The sequence below is a fragment of the Gilliamella sp. Pas-s95 genome, from assembly GCF_009795795.1.
In the GTDB taxonomy this organism is placed as follows: Bacteria; Pseudomonadota; Gammaproteobacteria; order Enterobacterales; family Orbaceae; genus Gilliamella; species Gilliamella bombicola.
Window position 1 is genome coordinate 64,723 of the sequence record NZ_WTFC01000008.1, and the last position, 15,802, is coordinate 80,524.

The following is a 15,802-nucleotide window of genomic DNA, read 5'->3' on the forward strand; positions in this document are numbered from 1 at the left end:
CAGTCCCCTTAAGACTGTAGAGCGTCATTTAAACGATTTAAACGCCCTCTGATACTACTATCAATAACCATATCGCCCGTACGAATAATAAAACCAGAAATGAGCGATTTATCTATATGACATTTTAGTTTTACTTTTCGTGATAAACGTTTTTCGACAGCGACAGAAATTTTATTAAGTTGTTCATTAGTTAGCTCATTGGCAGAAATAACATCTACATCTGCTTGTGCTTCTCTATCTAAACAATATTGTTCAAACAAGGTTAAGACTTCAGGAAGAAGTGATAATCGCTTGTTTTCAGCCATAATCTTAATAAAGTTAGTGCTAAACTCATCTAACACATCTTTACAGATGTTGATGAGTAAATTAGCCACCGAATCGGTTTTCATGTCTGATGTTAAAACACTTCTTATTTGAGCATCTTTACTCACTTCAGATGTTAACACTAACATGTTATGCCATGATTCGATGCTGTTTCTTTCTACTGCAAAATCGAAAGCGGCTTTAGCATAAGGGCGAGCAATTGTAATTAAGTCAGCCATTGCTCTATTCTCCTTATAGTTCAGCTACGAGTTTATCAATGATGTCGCTATTTGCGGCTTCATTAACAGAACGTTGAATAATTTTTTCTGCACCAGCAATAGCAAGTGTAGCGACTTGTTGTTTGAGCTCTTCTTTAACTCGTTTGCGCTCGGCCTCTACTTCGGCAAGTCCTTGCGCAACAATTCGTTCTTTTTCACGAGAAGCTTCTTGTTTTGCTTCTTCAAGAATGGCTGCTTTACGTTTGTTGGCTTGCTCAATAATTGCATTAGCCTCAACCTTAGCCTGTTGCATTATGTCAGATGTATTTGCTTTGGCTAATTCCAAATCTTTTTTTGCTGTTTCTGCTGAAGCAAGTCCTTCGGCGATCTCTTTTTGGCGTTTTTCAATTGCGCCAATAACAGGAGGCCAAACAAACTTCATACAGAACCAAACAAACAATACAAATGTAATTGCTTGGCCGAGGAGAGTTGCGTTCATATTCATGACACGATTCCTCTTAAATTTTTATTAACCTGCGACAGCAAAAATAACATAAAGTGCAATACCCACACAGATCATTGGGATCGCATCAACTAGGCCCATAACGATAAAGAATTGAGTACGTAACATAGGCATCAATTCTGGTTGACGAGCAGCACCTTCTAAAAATTTGCCACCTAATAAACCAATACCAACTGCACCACCAATTGCAGCTAATCCCATCATGATGCCTGCGGCTACAAATAACATACTATCCATTATATACTCCAGTTTATTATCAAAAAAATATTAAAATTAATGATCTTCCGTTGCCGACGCCATAGCTAAATAGACGATCGTCAACACCATAAAAATAAAAGCTTGTAACGTAATTATTAAAATATGGAAAATGGCCCATGGTAACGATAATACCCACTGTGACCACCAAGGTAATAATGCAGCAATTAGGATGAAGATAAGTTCACCTGCGTACATATTTCCAAAAAGTCGAAGTCCTAAAGAAACAGGCTTCGCTAATAGACTAACTAATTCAAGTACTAAATTGATAGGCGCAAATGCCCAGTGATTAAATGGATGTAAGGTATATTCTTTGATAAAACCTGAAATCCCTTTGTACTTAATTGAATAAATGATAATAAGTGCAAACACACCTAAAGACATTGACATGGTAATGCTAACATCTGCAGTCGGCACTACTCTTAAATGTGATAGACCCAAATATTGACCGGCATAAGGGAGAAAATCAACCGGGATAAGATCCATTAAATTCATCAAGAAAACCCAAATAAATACCGTTAATGCTAACGGTGCAATGAGTTTATTTTGACCGGTGAACATGTCTTTAACAGTATTGTTGACAAACTCAAAGATCATTTCTACTGCACATTGTAGCTTACTTGGTACGCCACTGGTTGCTTTTTGGGCAACACGATGAAAAATCCACAAAAAGATAACACCAAGTAGAATCGAAAAGAACAATGAGTCAAGATTAAAGGTCCAAAAACCGGAACCTACTTGCAAGTTCTCAAGATGGTGCTTGATATAAGCTTGTGGTGAAGCTGGAGAGGAAACTGACATATAACCCTCTTAACCTATTTTCTAAAAATAAAATATTGCTTATAGTTTCATTCAAAAAGGTATAAGCAATCGCTGTAATAAATTGAAGTTACTATTTTAAACCTAATAGCCTATACCAAGTCAACCTTTGATTAGCTAAATTAAGAATTTAAACACTTTTTACTAATTTTACGCAAATATGTATAACTTCTTTTATTATTTTAATCTAAATATTAGCCTATTAATGGCTTAATTAATGGGTATAAATTGTGCTATTTCAAACGTTAACTTTAAGATGTAAGTGCTGCTGCGATATTTTGGGCCAATTTTTGCACTTCGTGTTGATTACTTCCTTCCACCATGACACGAATTAACGGTTCGGTTCCTGATTTACGAATCAACACTCGACCATGATGACTAAGTTGTTTTTCTGCTTGCTCAATTGCCGATTTTACTGTAGTGCTATTTAGTGGATCATGCTCACCCGAAAATCTAACATTAATCAACACTTGTGGCAACATTGTCATACCGCTACATAAATCAGCTAATGACATGTCATTGCGTACCATTGCAGCTAGTACTTGTAGGCCAGCAACAATACCATCTCCTGTTGTTGTTTTATCTAATAATAAAACATGACCCGAATTTTCAGCGCCTAAGCGCCAATCTTTTTCGACCAGTTTTTCAAGCACATAACGATCTCCAACTTTGGCACGAACAAAAGGAATACCAAGCTTTTTAAGCGCTATCTCAAGCCCCATATTGCTCATTAATGTGCCGACAACGCCGCCTTTAAGTTGACCTTGTCTTAATGCTTCGCGTGCAATGATATAGATAATTAAATCACCATCAACTTTGCGACCTTCATGATCAACCATGATGATGCGATCGCCATCACCATCTAATGCAAAGCCTAGATTGGCTTTTTCATCAATAACACATTTGGCTAGTGCTTTTACGTCAGTTGCTCCACAATTTTCATTAATATTTACTCCATCTGGCTCACAGCCAATTTTAATCACTTGCGCACCAAGCTCTCGTAATACTTTAGGGGCAATGTGATAGGTGGCACCGTTAGCGCAATCGACGACAATTTTTAATCCTGCCAAACTTAAATCATGATCGAATGTACTTTTACAGAATTCAATGTAGCGGCCTGCGGCGTCAGTAATACGGCTTGCTCGACCAAGTTGTTTGGACTCTACGCAATCGATCTCTTTTTCAAGTTCAGCTTCAATTTCTAATTCGATAGTGTCATCAAGCTTTTTCCCTTCAGTTGAAAAGAACTTAATACCATTATCATAAAAAGGGTTGTGTGAGGCAGAAATAACAACGCCGGCATCGGCCCGGAAAGTACGGGTTAAATAGGCAATCGCTGGGGTTGGCATTGGGCCTGTAAAGGCCGCAGCAACACCTGCCGAGGCAAATCCTGCTTCGAGTGCCGATTCAAGCATATAGCCTGAAATGCGAGTATCTTTACCGATTAATACTTTTTTCACGCCATCTTTGGCAAGCACACGACCTGCTGCCCAGCCTAATTTGAGCGCAAAATCTGGTGTGATAGGATATTCTCCAACTTTACCGCGAATCCCATCTGTACCAAAATATTTTCGATTAGACATTTTATTTCCTCACACTAAATTATTTTTGATAAACGCATATTTTAATTTGTAAAAAACTTTCAGGAAAGTATACCTATTTGTATAAAGTTACTCTCGATTATCATTGGCAAATTTTAATAATACTTGGCTCTCTTTAATAAAGCGTTCTGCGTAAGATCCAAACCAAGTAGTTACTTCATTAAAATTTTTGATAAATTTTGCTTTGTCTCGCTGTTCAATTAATTTAACCATTTGTCCAAAGCGTTCGTAATAGCGTTTAATTAATTCGATATTATCATCCGATGCCATGATGATATCGGCATAAAGCTCGGGATCTTGAGCAAACAAGCGCCCAACCATCATCAGTTCAAGTCTATAGATTGGTGAAGATAGTGCAATGAGTTGTTCTAAATCAGCTTGTTCACGTTGCAAATTAACGCCATATGAAAAAGAAGTAAAATGACGTAATGCTTGAATAAATGACATGCATTTATCATGCTCTTTGGCATCAATTGCGCATAAATTAGCGCCCCATATACGCATTTGCTCAATTAGCCATTGATATTTTGTTTGATCGCGCCCATCGCAATAAACAATGATTTGTTTAGCTAAATTAGGAACGTCGGGACCAAACATTGGGTGTAACCCGACTACTGGACCTTGATGTTTATCAAGCATGGCTTGGAGTGGCTTGACTTTTATGGATGTGAAATCTGTTAAAATACAATCTTTAGGTAATGGTGGTAATTGTTTGATGATTTCGCAGGTTTTGTTTATTGGCACAGTCACAACCACTGCCGCTGCATCGGCAACTACCTCGGCGGCTTGATGCATAGTTTTTGATCCCAAGGTTTTAACCTGATAGCCAGATAAAGTAAATAATCGAGCAAACAACCGCCCCATTTGCCCATTACCGCCAATAATCACGACTGAACCTTCACCAGTATAGACTTTTTTGAAACCTTTGTTGTTTTCACTAATATAAGATTCACGCATTAAACGACGTAAAATATCTTCAATTAAAGCAGGAGATACACCTTGAGCTTCAGCCTCTTGCCGTCTTTTAGCTAGCATATCGGCTTCACGCTGAGGAGCATAAATGGGAATACCATGCTTGCTTTTTACCTCGCCAACTTCGGCAACTAATGCTAATCGTTTGCTAATTAAAGATAAAATAGATTTATCAACTTCATCAATTTTATCGCGTAAGGCAAGTAATTCCGTAGACATATGCGGTGATTCCTTATTATCACAAAGGTTGCTTTTCTGTAATAGCTTAACAGTATAACGTATTTTTGATACGATGCGTATTTAGAACATCAAATCAAAGACAATAAATTAGTATGAAGATTATCTCTTTTAATATTAACAGCCTTCGTGCTCGCATCCACCAATTATCCGCTATTATTGATAAATATCAGCCCGATGTAATTGGTTTGCAAGAAACTAAAGTGCATAATGATCAGTTCCCCGTTGCTGAACTCGAACAATTTGGTTATTACCTCAACTACCATGGGCAAAAAGGACATTATGGTGTTGCGTTGCTAACAAAACAAAAACCGTTGTCAGTGCAATATGGCTTTCCAACTGATGGTGATGATGCGCAATGTCGCTTAATTATGGTTGAACTACCCACAAGTAAAGGCAATTTAACGGTAATTAATGGTTATTTTCCTCAAGGCGAAAGTTTACATCATGAAATTAAATACCCTGCAAAGCGTAAATTTTATCAAGATTTGAATAATTATTTACAGGAAAATCAATTAAATAATCAGTTATCTTTAATTATAGGTGATATGAATATTTGCCCAACCGATTTAGATATTGGCATTTCGCAAGAGAGCCGTAAGCGTTGGCTACACACCGGTAAATGTTCATTTTTGCCCGAAGAACGCGAATGGATGAACAGTTTAATGTCGCTGGGTTTTGTTGATACTTACCGCCACGACCACCCAACTGCACAAGAGTATTCTTGGTTTGATTATCGCTCAAAAGGTTTTGAAACGGATACAGGGCTTAGGATTGACTTGATCTTAGCCAGCGCCAAATTACTAGCACATTGTCAACAAACGGGGATTGATTATGATATTCGCGCAATGGAAAAACCCTCTGATCATGCACCAATTTGGGCTAAATTTGATTTAGTATAAACCTAACTCGTTATAACAAAGGATCATTAAATGCAAAACAGCTCCGTTTTATCGGTCAAAGATCTTAATCAAATAGTTAAAGATTTACTTTCTGATGCGATCGGACAGGTTTGGTTAGTGGGAGAGGTTTCTAACTTTTCGCGCCCTTCATCGGGACATTGGTACTTTTCGTTAAAGGATGATAGCGCACAAGTGCGTTGTGCCATGTTTCGCAATAGTAATTTTCGTGCAGGTTTTACTCCACAAAATGGGCAACAAGTTTTGGTTAAAGCAACGGTAACGCTGTATGAAGCGCGTGGTGAATATCAACTGGTGATTGATAAAATTCAACCCGCAGGTGCAGGGCTATTACAACAAAAATTTGAACAGTTAAAGAAAAGGCTTTCTGATGAAGGGTTATTTGATGCCATTTATAAAAAGCCACTACCCGAAAATATCCGCACCGTTGGGATTATTACCTCCTCAACGGGAGCAGCGTTGCATGATATTTGCCAGATATTAAAACGTCGTGATCCAAGTTTGCATTTGATTATCTACCCAACACAAGTACAAGGCAGTGAAGCGGCAGGACAAATTGCTAAAATGATTCAAATTGCCAACATTCGTCAAGAATGTGATGTATTAATCGTTGGGCGAGGCGGTGGCTCGCTGGAAGACTTATGGTCATTTAATGAAGAAGTGGTGGCAAGGGCTATTTTTGCAAGCCAATTACCTATTGTCAGTGCGGTTGGGCATGAAATTGATTTTACCATTGCTGATTTTGTGGCTGATGTTAGAGCAGCTACGCCATCTGCTGCGGCTGAATTAGTTAGCCAAGATAGCTTAGCTCAAGTAAAACGCCTACAAGTTCAAGAACAACACCTATCTATGGCAATGGATTACTATTTAATTCAGTGCCGTGAAAAACTCAATAAATGGCGTCATCAATTACAAACTCAACACCCACAAGCAAAACTAGCAAAACAGCTAAATATGTTACTAACTTATCGCCACACATTATACGACAACATTCAGCAATATTTGCTCAGACAGTCAAACCGCCATAATCAATTAGACAAACGATTATCGCGCGTCTCACCGCAAAATAAGATCCATTATTTACAGCAGCTTGTTGGCCAAAAGCAACAACAAATTACTCATTTAGCACAACAAAAACTGACTCAATCTCAACATCAATTTGTGTTACAAACCTCGCAACTTAACAGCGTTAGCCCACTAGCGACACTTGAACGAGGTTATTCAGTTACGACCAACCAAAACAAAGCAGTGGTTCGTTTTTCTGAGCAAGTTACTGTGGGTGAATTAATTATAACAAGGTTAAAAAAAGGAAAACTAATTAGCCAAATTACAAAAATTGATGAATAAAATTATTTTGCAAATCAACCTCTACAAGGCATAATAATGGCAAATTTATTGGAATTTGATTATTACTAAGTAATAAGTCATAAGGAGTGATAATGAAAAAAGTGACCTTAATGGTAATGTTAATATCTTGCACATTAATATTACAAGGCTGCGTTGCTGCCGTTATCGGGGTAGGAGCAGGGGCCACGGCAAAAGTTGCCACAGATCCTCGTACAGCAGGTACTCAAGTGGATGATACAACACTCAATTCACGGATGAGTATGAAAATTAAAGACAATGGACCTTTCTTTATTGGATCGCGTGTTATTTTGAGTACTTATAATGGCAACATTCTTTTGACTGGGCAAGCGAATAATGAACAAGCTGAAAAAGCTGAAAGTCTTGCTTATCAAGTTGACGGGGTAAAAAAAGTCTATAATCAAATTCGTATTGGTGAACCTGTTGGCGCCGGTACAATTACCAATGATGCTTGGATAACAACACAAGTTAAATCTCAATTAATTTTAAATGCGCAAACAAAAGCACGCAATATTAAAGTTGTTACTGAAAATAGCGAAGTATTTTTAATTGGTATTGTCACATCAGAAGAAGGCAAAGCAGCGGCTGAATTGGCAAGTAAAGTCAATGGTGTGAAAAAAGTCATCACACTATTTACTTATATTGAAAACTAACCAATACCGAAAATATACTAAAAAAAGGGGCTCATTAGCCCCTTTTTTTTATGTGATCGACTTAATACGATCAATTAATTTTGCAAGTCCTTGCAAACGGGATTGACTGAGTTCGTCAGTAATTTTTAATTCATGCAAAATTGATTGAAAATCAATAGCAGCAATTTGCTGTGCTGTTTTGTGATTAGCAATAATGATTAAAATTGCCAATAACCCTTTCACAATTCGCCCTTCGCTATCGCCACTAAAAACATAGGTATTATCGGCCTGCTTTTGATAACTAAGCCAAACTCGATTTTCGCAGCCATTGACTTGGTTTTGCTCTGTTTTTTGCTCGTCAGGAAAATCAGGCAATTGCTTTGCTAACAACACTAACTGTCGATAACGATCTTGCCAATTATGATGCTTTGCAAATAACTCGGTTAAATTTTGCTGTGATAGCATAATATTGACCTATTTATGGTTGACTATTTTGTAAAAAATTTTCAGGAGTTTATATCGTTTAATATAAAACTACATCAATATTTCAATCGCACTTTGCAACTCTGAAATAAATTTATCCACATCTTGCTGATTATTATAGGGCATTAATGATAGACGAATCGCACCATGGCAACCTAATTTATTCATTAAAGGTTGAGCACAAAGCTCACCAGTGCGGATCGCAATATTTTGTTCACTTAATAAAATGGCAATATCATTATGATGAATATTGTTGATATTAAACGTGATAATTGGGCTATTATCCACACTATAAAATTGAATATCGGTCAGTTGGTTTAGTTGTGATTTAGTATAGAAAGCTAGCTGCTTTGTGTAGTTTTCTGCTTGCTTATTATCCCAACTTTTTAACCATTCAAGTACTGCGTTAAAGCCAAGAATGCCTGCAATATTGGGGGTGCCTGCCTCAAATTTATAAGGGAGATCTTCTTGAATAAAATCATCAAATGAGGCGTTTTTTAGCATTTTACCGCCACCATGCCAAACCGACATTTGCTCAAGTAAAACCTGTTTACCATATAAAACACCAAGACCAGTTGGTCCATACAATTTATGGGCAGAAAAAGCATAAAAATCGATATTTAACTGCTGAACATCAAGCGCATGGTGAACAATACCTTGTGCTCCGTCAACAACTAAAATGGCATTATGTTGATGAACAATGTGGCTAATTGTTGTTAAATCAGGGCAAAATCCAGTGACGTTTGACATTTGGGTAATGGCAACAATTTTGGTTTTTGCTGACAGTAGCGATGATAATTCATCAATATCTGATGACCATTTTATGACTTTAGCACCTGTTTGCTTAGCAACAATTTGCCAAGGTAATAAATTGCTATGATGCTCTAACTCACTCACAATAATTTCATCATCAGGTTGTAGCAACGGGCGAGCATAGCTTTGCGCGATTAAATTAATTGATTCGGTTGCACCCCGCGTCCAGATAATTTCAGCATTGTTGTTGGCATGAATCAAATCAGCAACATTTTGCCTTGCTTTATCAATTGTTGTTGTGACTTGCAAAGCATCTTGATACAAACTACGTTTTGCGGTGGCTGTATTTTGTGCATAATACGCAAATGTTGCATCAATCATCACTTGTGGTTTAAGTGCGGTTGCTGCCGAATCAAGATATACGCTTTCACTATTAAGCGCCGGAAAATCCGCCCTAAATTGCTCTGGTACAAAATGCTTATTGGGTAAGTTCAAGTCCGGCAATACCATTCCAGTAACCATTACAATCTCGTTTATGTTCAATTTGCAGCGGGTTTAATCCATCTTCATTAGCTTTGAACTGTTTGACAATATCGAGCGTTTCAAGACCAAGGGGTGAAATTCTAACTATATCCACTAATCCTTTCATCTCTTTGAGATTATTACCCAAGTTATAACAATAACCACTTTGGGTCTGAATACCGTTTAGTACAAATACTTTTTGCTGTTCTTGCGAGAACACTTCGCGGCCAACAGGGTAGTTAATGCAACATGTTTCACATTTATCTTTAGGCTTGTCTTCCGAACGAGCGGTAAAACAACGTGCTGAATAAGCTAAAGGTAAATAACCGTAACTGAATACTTCAACTTCAAAATTTCGCTTAATATTTAAATTTTCAAACTGATTAAGCACATTGGTTAACCAATCACGAGAAAGCTCAACCGGCATACACCAACGTACCATCCCTTGTTTTTGTAATAATTTTAAAGTTAACGCGTTATAACAGTTAATGGCAGGACCTGCAACAAACGGTAATTTATGCTCTTGTGCAATATTAATGGTTGCTAAATCATTTGCTTCTACTAAAAAATCACCGTTATTGACCAATTGTCGTAAGTCGTTTAATTCTGATGGTGCTTCAAGTAACGCCAGAGTTGAAAGTACTACTTGTTTACCCGATTTAGCAATTTCTTTTGCCAGTTCAATCCAATTGGCAACTTTCATTTCGCGACGCTTGGTGCAAACGGTTTCGCCCATATAAATAATATCCGCTTGACTATCTTTAGCGGCATAATAAAAAGCTTCTGTTTCAGTTTTAGGCCAATAATAGAGCACCGGTCCTAATGCGTATTTCATAGTTTTGCTCACAATATTTTTATATCAGATCAATTAAATCATTAAGATAATACCTTATCAGCTGTATGTATTGACAAAAAACAGAAGATATAAAAAGTGAAATATTACCTTAAAACATATATTTTTTAATTATTTATTTAGGTAGATAAATTACGTTATTGCCATTTACGGTGATAAGCGCCTAATGTTGTCTGTGTCCCTTCTGAAACAGAACCAAGCGTATCCATCCAGCTTTTTTCTGCTTGGAATGACTCCGGATTGGCTTTATAACGATCGATGGCTTGGCGCCATACTTTTGTTACTTGCTCGACATAAGCAGGGCTACGCTGACGACCCTCAATTTTAACCGAGGCAATATTAGCAGCAAATAGCTCAGGTAATAGTTCAATCGTATTTAAACTGGTCGGCTCTTCGATTGGATGGTAAAGCTCTTCGCCAACAAAATACCGTCCTTTACATAGCGTTGGGTAGCCTGCATTTTCGCCTTTTTTATGGCAATCAATTAACACATTATTGAGTCGTGACTCAAGTCCTTTATCGGTCTCTTCCCAGCGAACAAATTTAGCCGGCGAACAAGCCCCAACAGTATTGGGTGATTCACCAGTTAAATACGATGATAAATAACAGCGCCCTTCCGCCATAATGCACAAGCTACCGAAAGCAAATACTTCAAGCGGAACAGGAGAAACTTGAGATAATTGTTTGACTTGATGCATCGAAAGTACACGCGGTAACACAATACGATGTACCTGAAAATTGTTATAGTAAAACTTAATCGACTCTTCATTAGTCGATGATGCTTGCACCGAAACATGACGCTCAAGATCAGGGTACTTTTCAGCCGCATAATCAAGCATAGCAAGATCAGCAATAATTAACGCATCAGCCCCAATATTGGCAGCAGTATCAACCGCATATTGCCAACGCTGAAAATTTTCAGGATGGGCAAAAGTATTAATGGCAATATGTAATTTTTTGCCACGTTTATGTACATAATCAGATGCTTCAATCAAGCGCTTCTCGTTAAAATTCAAACCAGCAAAATGGCGGGCATTGGTATCATCTTTCAAACCAATATAAACAGCATCAGCACCGTTATCGATAGCCACTTTTAGTGACGGTAAAGATCCTGCTGGGCAAAGAAGTTCCATAATTATTCCTAACTTAAGTTTGGTCGTTTATACGCAGTGTATTATGCAATAATTCTGAAAGTAATGCGAATGGAAAGCAACGGGTTAGCTAAAAAAACAGCAGACGCGAGTGTATTGTATAACGTTGCTTTACCATAGTCTGATTTGAATACTAATACACACTTGTTTGATTAGTTCTTATTTTTAAAATAAGACAACATATAGTTAAACACATATTGATGCAATTTTGAATAACGATCTTTTTTAGGGTGACACAGCAGCACCTTCCAATCAATGGGATCGACAAAACGCCGTTCGACAATATTATGATTCGAATAAATATCCAAAATAGGCGAAGGCAAAATAGTCAAAAACTTCGAATTTGTGGCAAGTAATAACAAAAAATCCCATGATGCTGACATGGTACATTTTTGTGGTTGAATATTGTATTCACTGAATTTTTTCATCAATTTATGGTGAATCATAAAACTAGGTTCAAAAATGGCCAGCATCTGATCATTTAAATCTAACCATGTTAATTTTTCTTTTTCGGCAAGAGGATGCTCACGATGAAAAAAAACTGACAATTCACTTTGTTGTATTAAATGCTCATCAATAATAGAAGGATTGATATTAGTTGGATCAAGTAAAATAGCAAAATCCAGCTCATCAACCATAAACATACGACCTAATTCGTACGCTCCTTTTTCGATAATTTCGACTTCAATATTGGGGTGGTTAATAATCAAATCAGCAATAATATCAGAAAACACCGCTCCCAAAATCAATGGTGGTATTCCGATTCTCACTTTACCTTTTAATTGCCCTGCATCTTCCCGAATTGCTGTTAGCATTGAATTATATTGTAATAATAGCTGTTTAACTTGCTCATAAAAGAGTTCACCAGTTGGCGTTAAACCTTGTAAACGGCCTTTATAACGTTCAAACAAATCGACCTTTTCTGAATCCTCAAATTGTTTAATAAATTGACTCAAAGCTGGCTGAGAGATGTAAAGCCTTTTAGCCGCTAAAGACAAATTAAAATCCGCCTTCACAATTGCAACAAAATATTGAAGATGCCTGATATCCATACTTTACTATCACTTTTCAACGTTAAATAACAACATATTCTATAAGATAAACTTATAGATACTATAATAAACCAGTCTTGGACAAAGATAAATCCTTCACTTAGCATAAGTTAAATTTATTGTTTAGGCTAAAAAGGATGATATTGTATGAAAGAAGTTGTAATCGTATCTGCTGTTCGAACACCGATTGGTAGTTTTGGTGGCGCATTTAAAAATGTATCTGCTGTTGATTTAGGGGCAACCGCGCTGAAAGAAGCGATGGACAGAATCTCCCTTAACCCTAGTGAAGTTGACGAAGTCATTTTGGGCAACGTATTGCAAGCAGGACTAGGGCAAAATGTTGCAAGACAAATTGCCATCAAGGGAGGTGTGCCTGACAATGTATCGAGTTTTACCGTTAATAAAGTGTGTGGTTCCGGTTTAAAAACGGTACAACTTGCTGCTCAAGCTATCGCAAGTGGTGAGGCTGACGTCGTTATTGCTGGTGGAGCCGAAAGCATGAGCTTGTCACCGTATGTCATGCCCAATGTACGTTTTGGTCTAAAAATGGGCAATGCACAAATGGTTGATACCATGATTAACGATGGATTAACCGATGCTTTCAACCACTACCACATGGGCATCACGGCTGAAAATGTTGCCGAACAATACAATATTACACGAACCGCTCAAGATGAATTAGCTTTTGCTAGCCAACAAAAAGCTGCAACCGCACTACAAACCCAACGATTTAAAGACGAAATCGTACCAGTATCCATCCCCAACAAAAAAGGGGAACCAACCGTCATTGATACAGACGAATACCCAAAACCCAACACAACATTAGACAAACTATCTGCATTACGCCCAGTCTTTAAAAAAGATGGTACGGTTACCGCAGGTAATGCATCGGGCATTAATGATGGGGCTGCAATACTTATTTTAATGAGTCGAGAAAAAGCAGAAAAATTAGGACTTGAACCACTTGCCACCATCACCAGCTCGGCATCGGCTGGTGTTGCTCCAGATGTGATGGGCATTGGCCCAATTCCTGCTACGCAAAAGGCACTACAAAAAGCAGGATTGAATGTCGACGATATTGATTTATTCGAAGCTAACGAAGCATTTGCCGCACAAGCACTAGCCGTTTGCAATACCTTAAAATTGCCAGCCGAAAAAGTGAATGTCAACGGGGGAGCTATCGCCTTAGGGCACCCAATTGGTGCTAGTGGTGCTCGAATCTTAATTTCACTTATTTACGAAATGAAAAAACGCAATGTAAAAAATGGTTTGGCTACACTTTGCATTGGTGGTGGTCAGGGTATTGCAATGGTTGTTTCTCGATAAGGACTGGAGGCGTTATGGATAAAGTAGTAAATATTGAACAGGCACTATCTTTGATTAAAGATGATACAGCCGTGATGGTAGGGGGATTTATGGCAAACGGATCACCTGAAATGCTGATTGATTTTTTATGCCAACAAAACATCAAAGATCTAACATTAATTTGCAATGATACTGGCTTGATCGACAAAGGTGTTGGAAAAATGGTGATGCTAAAACAATTTAAAAAAATTATTGCATCTCACATTGGACTAAATAAAGAAACAGGCAGACAAATGAATACTGGTGAAACCGAAGTTGAACTTGTTCCACAAGGCACGCTAGCCGAACGTATACGATGTGCAGGCTATGGGTTAGGTGGCGTTTTAACGCCAACAGGCATAGGAACATTGGTCGAGCAAGGCAAACAAAAAATCACCGTTGATGGTAAAGATTATTTACTTGAAAAACCATTATTTGCCGACGTTGCTTTATTGTATGCAGCAAAAGCTGATCGTGCAGGCAATCTCATTTACAAAGGCTCAATGAATAACTTCAATAATGTCATGGCTAGCGCAGCCAAAACAACAATTGTTGAAGTAGGAGAAATTGTTGAAGTTGGTGAACTTGACCCGCAAGAAATAGCCACACCAGGGATTTTTGTTGACTACATTGTAAAAGGGAGAAGTTGCTAATGGACAAAGAACAATTACAAAATTATATTGCAAAACGTGTTGCTAAAGAGTTACATGATGGTGATATTGTTAATCTTGGAATTGGTTTACCGACTCGTGTTGCTAATTTTATTCCCACAGGGATTGAAATTATCTTACAATCAGAAAATGGCTTTTTAGGACTAGGTCCAACCCCATCAACAGACGAAATCGACGAAAGCATCGTCAACGCAGGGGGGCAAGTTGTCACCATTTTACCCGGTGGCAGCTTTTTTGACAGTGCCACCTCGTTTGGAATTATTCGCGGGGGGCATGTTGATGTTTCTGTACTTGGCGCACTACAAGTAGACCAATCTGGAAATATTGCTAATTATATGATTCCGGGCAAAATGGTGCCGGGTATGGGGGGCGCAATGGATTTAGTGACTGGCGCTAAAAAAGTCATTGTCGCAATGGAGCACACATCTAAAGGCACACATAAAATTCTAAAAAGTTGCACATTACCATTAACGGCGGTTAATGCGGTTGATCTCATCATTACAGAAATGGGCGTCATCGACGTAACACCAGAAGGACTCAAACTAATTGAAATAAACCCTGAATATTCCATTGACGACGTTATTGCTGCAACCGAAGCGCCATTAATTATTGCATTATAAATTAGTGTATTATAATTATTGCAACATCATTGCAATTCACTACCAACAAAACCATTCATCACAGTGAGTGGTTTTGTTATTCCATAACGCAAGGTGGGCAATATTTTTATAAAAAACAGCTAGAAAAAAACTTGAATAAAATCAATACCTTTTCTGACCGATTTTTAGCGGAAAATCGAGCCTTTTTGGTTTTGGTGAATAGAATAAATTAAGTGTGCAGGTTTCGGACGTTTTGACCTTTGGTGAACAAAATAGCTACAGTGACCACGTCCGAGCAAAGGGAATTCCCTTTGCAATCCCACGCTTTGGCTGCAGAATGTGGCCTGCGGCTGCCCTCCGCAATTACTCGTATCATCCTGATACTCGCCTCTTCGAGGCCACCTTCGCTATGCTAAGGTGTTCAAATTTGTTCCAGACAAATTTGTCGCTCGGTCTTAACGCACCGTTTGTGGACGCGCTCCCGGCGCACCACAAACTCGCCAAACATCCCTGTTTGGCGTGCTAACCT

Annotated in this window: 17 protein-coding genes; 6 read left to right on the forward strand and 11 right to left on the reverse strand. The window is 38.1% G+C overall.

What is annotated here, in order from left to right; genetic code table 11:
• Positions 1 to 8 precede the first annotated feature (8 nt).
• The 6 genes from atpH to tyrA form a co-directional block, all read right to left on the reverse strand.
• Positions 9 to 542, reverse strand: a complete 534-nt coding sequence (atpH, locus tag GQ598_RS03520) for a F0F1 ATP synthase subunit delta (RefSeq protein WP_160402379.1) — start codon at positions 540 to 542, stop codon at positions 9 to 11.
• 13 nt (positions 543 to 555) lie between these two features.
• Positions 556 to 1,026 carry a F0F1 ATP synthase subunit B gene (gene atpF, locus GQ598_RS03525; protein ID WP_085247556.1) on the reverse strand — a complete coding sequence of 157 codons (471 nt, stop codon included), beginning with the start codon at positions 1,024 to 1,026 and terminating at the stop codon, positions 556 to 558.
• Between the two features lie 24 nt (positions 1,027 to 1,050).
• Positions 1,051 to 1,281, reverse strand: coding sequence for a F0F1 ATP synthase subunit C (atpE, locus tag GQ598_RS03530; protein ID WP_034901511.1), 231 nt, complete (start codon positions 1,279 to 1,281; stop codon positions 1,051 to 1,053).
• Between the two features lie 36 nt (positions 1,282 to 1,317).
• Positions 1,318 to 2,100, reverse strand: coding sequence for a F0F1 ATP synthase subunit A (gene atpB / locus GQ598_RS03535; RefSeq protein WP_091350468.1), 783 nt, complete (start codon positions 2,098 to 2,100; stop codon positions 1,318 to 1,320).
• A gap of 269 nt (positions 2,101 to 2,369) precedes the next feature.
• Entirely contained in the window at positions 2,370 to 3,701 is a 1,332-nt protein-coding gene (gene glmM, locus GQ598_RS03540; protein ID WP_160402380.1) for a phosphoglucosamine mutase, read from the reverse strand.
• An 87-nt stretch (positions 3,702 to 3,788) separates the two neighbouring features.
• Entirely contained in the window at positions 3,789 to 4,910 is a 1,122-nt protein-coding gene (gene tyrA / locus GQ598_RS03545; protein WP_160402381.1) for a bifunctional chorismate mutase/prephenate dehydrogenase, read from the reverse strand.
• Between the two features lie 113 nt (positions 4,911 to 5,023).
• Between tyrA and xthA the strand changes: the two genes are divergently transcribed.
• From xthA to dolP, 3 genes are all read left to right on the forward strand, one after another.
• Positions 5,024 to 5,830: an exodeoxyribonuclease III gene (gene xthA / locus GQ598_RS03550; protein WP_160402382.1), complete on the forward strand. Its 807-nt coding sequence runs from the start codon at positions 5,024 to 5,026 to the stop codon at positions 5,828 to 5,830.
• 30 nt (positions 5,831 to 5,860) lie between these two features.
• On the forward strand, positions 5,861 to 7,195 hold the full coding sequence (xseA, locus tag GQ598_RS03555; protein WP_160402383.1) for an exodeoxyribonuclease VII large subunit: 1,335 nt from the start codon (positions 5,861 to 5,863) through the stop codon (positions 7,193 to 7,195).
• Between the two features lie 92 nt (positions 7,196 to 7,287).
• A complete protein-coding gene (gene dolP, locus GQ598_RS03560; protein ID WP_160402384.1) occupies positions 7,288 to 7,866 on the forward strand; it encodes a division/outer membrane stress-associated lipid-binding lipoprotein in 579 nt (192 codons plus the stop codon).
• A 48-nt stretch (positions 7,867 to 7,914) separates the two neighbouring features.
• Here dolP and csdE read toward each other — a convergent pair whose 3' ends face one another.
• The 5 genes from csdE to GQ598_RS03585 form a co-directional block, all read right to left on the reverse strand.
• A complete protein-coding gene (gene csdE, locus GQ598_RS03565) occupies positions 7,915 to 8,310 on the reverse strand; it encodes a cysteine desulfurase sulfur acceptor subunit CsdE (protein WP_160402385.1) in 396 nt (131 codons plus the stop codon).
• A 69-nt stretch (positions 8,311 to 8,379) separates the two neighbouring features.
• A complete protein-coding gene (gene csdA / locus GQ598_RS03570) occupies positions 8,380 to 9,603 on the reverse strand; it encodes a cysteine desulfurase CsdA (RefSeq protein WP_237410307.1) in 1,224 nt (407 codons plus the stop codon).
• A complete protein-coding gene (locus GQ598_RS03575; RefSeq protein WP_160402386.1) occupies positions 9,560 to 10,438 on the reverse strand; it encodes a U32 family peptidase in 879 nt (292 codons plus the stop codon). Before GQ598_RS03575 ends, csdA begins: the two co-directional genes overlap by 44 nt.
• A 155-nt stretch (positions 10,439 to 10,593) precedes the next feature.
• Positions 10,594 to 11,589 (reverse strand): peptidase U32 family protein, encoded by a 996-nt coding sequence (locus GQ598_RS03580; protein WP_091350486.1) that lies wholly within the window; start codon positions 11,587 to 11,589, stop codon positions 10,594 to 10,596.
• A gap of 170 nt (positions 11,590 to 11,759) precedes the next feature.
• The gene (locus GQ598_RS03585) at positions 11,760 to 12,659 is read right to left on the reverse strand and encodes a LysR family transcriptional regulator (protein ID WP_160402387.1); all 900 of its coding nucleotides are present in this window, start codon (positions 12,657 to 12,659) and stop codon (positions 11,760 to 11,762) included.
• A 147-nt stretch (positions 12,660 to 12,806) separates the two neighbouring features.
• Here GQ598_RS03585 and GQ598_RS03590 point away from each other — a divergent pair, with 147 nt between their 5' ends.
• From GQ598_RS03590 to GQ598_RS03600, 3 genes are read left to right on the forward strand one after another with little or no spacing between them, the layout of a single operon-like run.
• Positions 12,807 to 13,985, forward strand: a complete 1,179-nt coding sequence (locus GQ598_RS03590) for an acetyl-CoA C-acetyltransferase (protein ID WP_160402388.1) — start codon at positions 12,807 to 12,809, stop codon at positions 13,983 to 13,985.
• 14 nt (positions 13,986 to 13,999) lie between these two features.
• A complete protein-coding gene (locus tag GQ598_RS03595; RefSeq protein WP_160402389.1) occupies positions 14,000 to 14,656 on the forward strand; it encodes a CoA transferase subunit A in 657 nt (218 codons plus the stop codon).
• Positions 14,656 to 15,294, forward strand: coding sequence for a 3-oxoacid CoA-transferase subunit B (locus GQ598_RS03600; protein ID WP_160402390.1), 639 nt, complete (start codon positions 14,656 to 14,658; stop codon positions 15,292 to 15,294). Before GQ598_RS03595 ends, GQ598_RS03600 begins: the two co-directional genes overlap by 1 nt.
• The last annotated feature ends 508 nt before the right edge of the window (positions 15,295 to 15,802 follow it).

Bases quoted from the DNA above. Each gene is read 5' to 3' on its own strand.
- atpH (WP_160402379.1), bottom strand. From the start codon at position 542: ATGGCTGACTTAATTACAATTGCTCGCCCTTATGCTAAAGCCGCTTTC.
- atpF (WP_085247556.1), bottom strand. From the start codon at position 1,026: ATGAATATGAACGCAACTCTCCTCGGCCAAGCAATTACATTTGTATTG.
- atpE (WP_034901511.1), bottom strand. From the start codon at position 1,281: ATGGATAGTATGTTATTTGTAGCCGCAGGCATCATGATGGGATTAGCT.
- atpB (WP_091350468.1), bottom strand. From the start codon at position 2,100: ATGTCAGTTTCCTCTCCAGCTTCACCACAAGCTTATATCAAGCACCAT.
- glmM (WP_160402380.1), bottom strand. From the start codon at position 3,701: ATGTCTAATCGAAAATATTTTGGTACAGATGGGATTCGCGGTAAAGTT.
- tyrA (WP_160402381.1), bottom strand. From the start codon at position 4,910: ATGTCTACGGAATTACTTGCCTTACGCGATAAAATTGATGAAGTTGAT.
- xthA (WP_160402382.1), top strand. From the start codon at position 5,024: ATGAAGATTATCTCTTTTAATATTAACAGCCTTCGTGCTCGCATCCAC.
- xseA (WP_160402383.1), top strand. From the start codon at position 5,861: ATGCAAAACAGCTCCGTTTTATCGGTCAAAGATCTTAATCAAATAGTT.
- dolP (WP_160402384.1), top strand. From the start codon at position 7,288: ATGAAAAAAGTGACCTTAATGGTAATGTTAATATCTTGCACATTAATA.
- csdE (WP_160402385.1), bottom strand. From the start codon at position 8,310: ATGCTATCACAGCAAAATTTAACCGAGTTATTTGCAAAGCATCATAAT.
- csdA (WP_237410307.1), bottom strand. From the start codon at position 9,603: ATGGTTACTGGAATGGTATTGCCGGACTTGAACTTACCCAATAAGCAT.
- GQ598_RS03575 (WP_160402386.1), bottom strand. From the start codon at position 10,438: ATGAAATACGCATTAGGACCGGTGCTCTATTATTGGCCTAAAACTGAA.
- GQ598_RS03580 (WP_091350486.1), bottom strand. From the start codon at position 11,589: ATGGAACTTCTTTGCCCAGCAGGATCTTTACCGTCACTAAAAGTGGCT.
- GQ598_RS03585 (WP_160402387.1), bottom strand. From the start codon at position 12,659: ATGGATATCAGGCATCTTCAATATTTTGTTGCAATTGTGAAGGCGGAT.
- GQ598_RS03590 (WP_160402388.1), top strand. From the start codon at position 12,807: ATGAAAGAAGTTGTAATCGTATCTGCTGTTCGAACACCGATTGGTAGT.
- GQ598_RS03595 (WP_160402389.1), top strand. From the start codon at position 14,000: ATGGATAAAGTAGTAAATATTGAACAGGCACTATCTTTGATTAAAGAT.
- GQ598_RS03600 (WP_160402390.1), top strand. From the start codon at position 14,656: ATGGACAAAGAACAATTACAAAATTATATTGCAAAACGTGTTGCTAAA.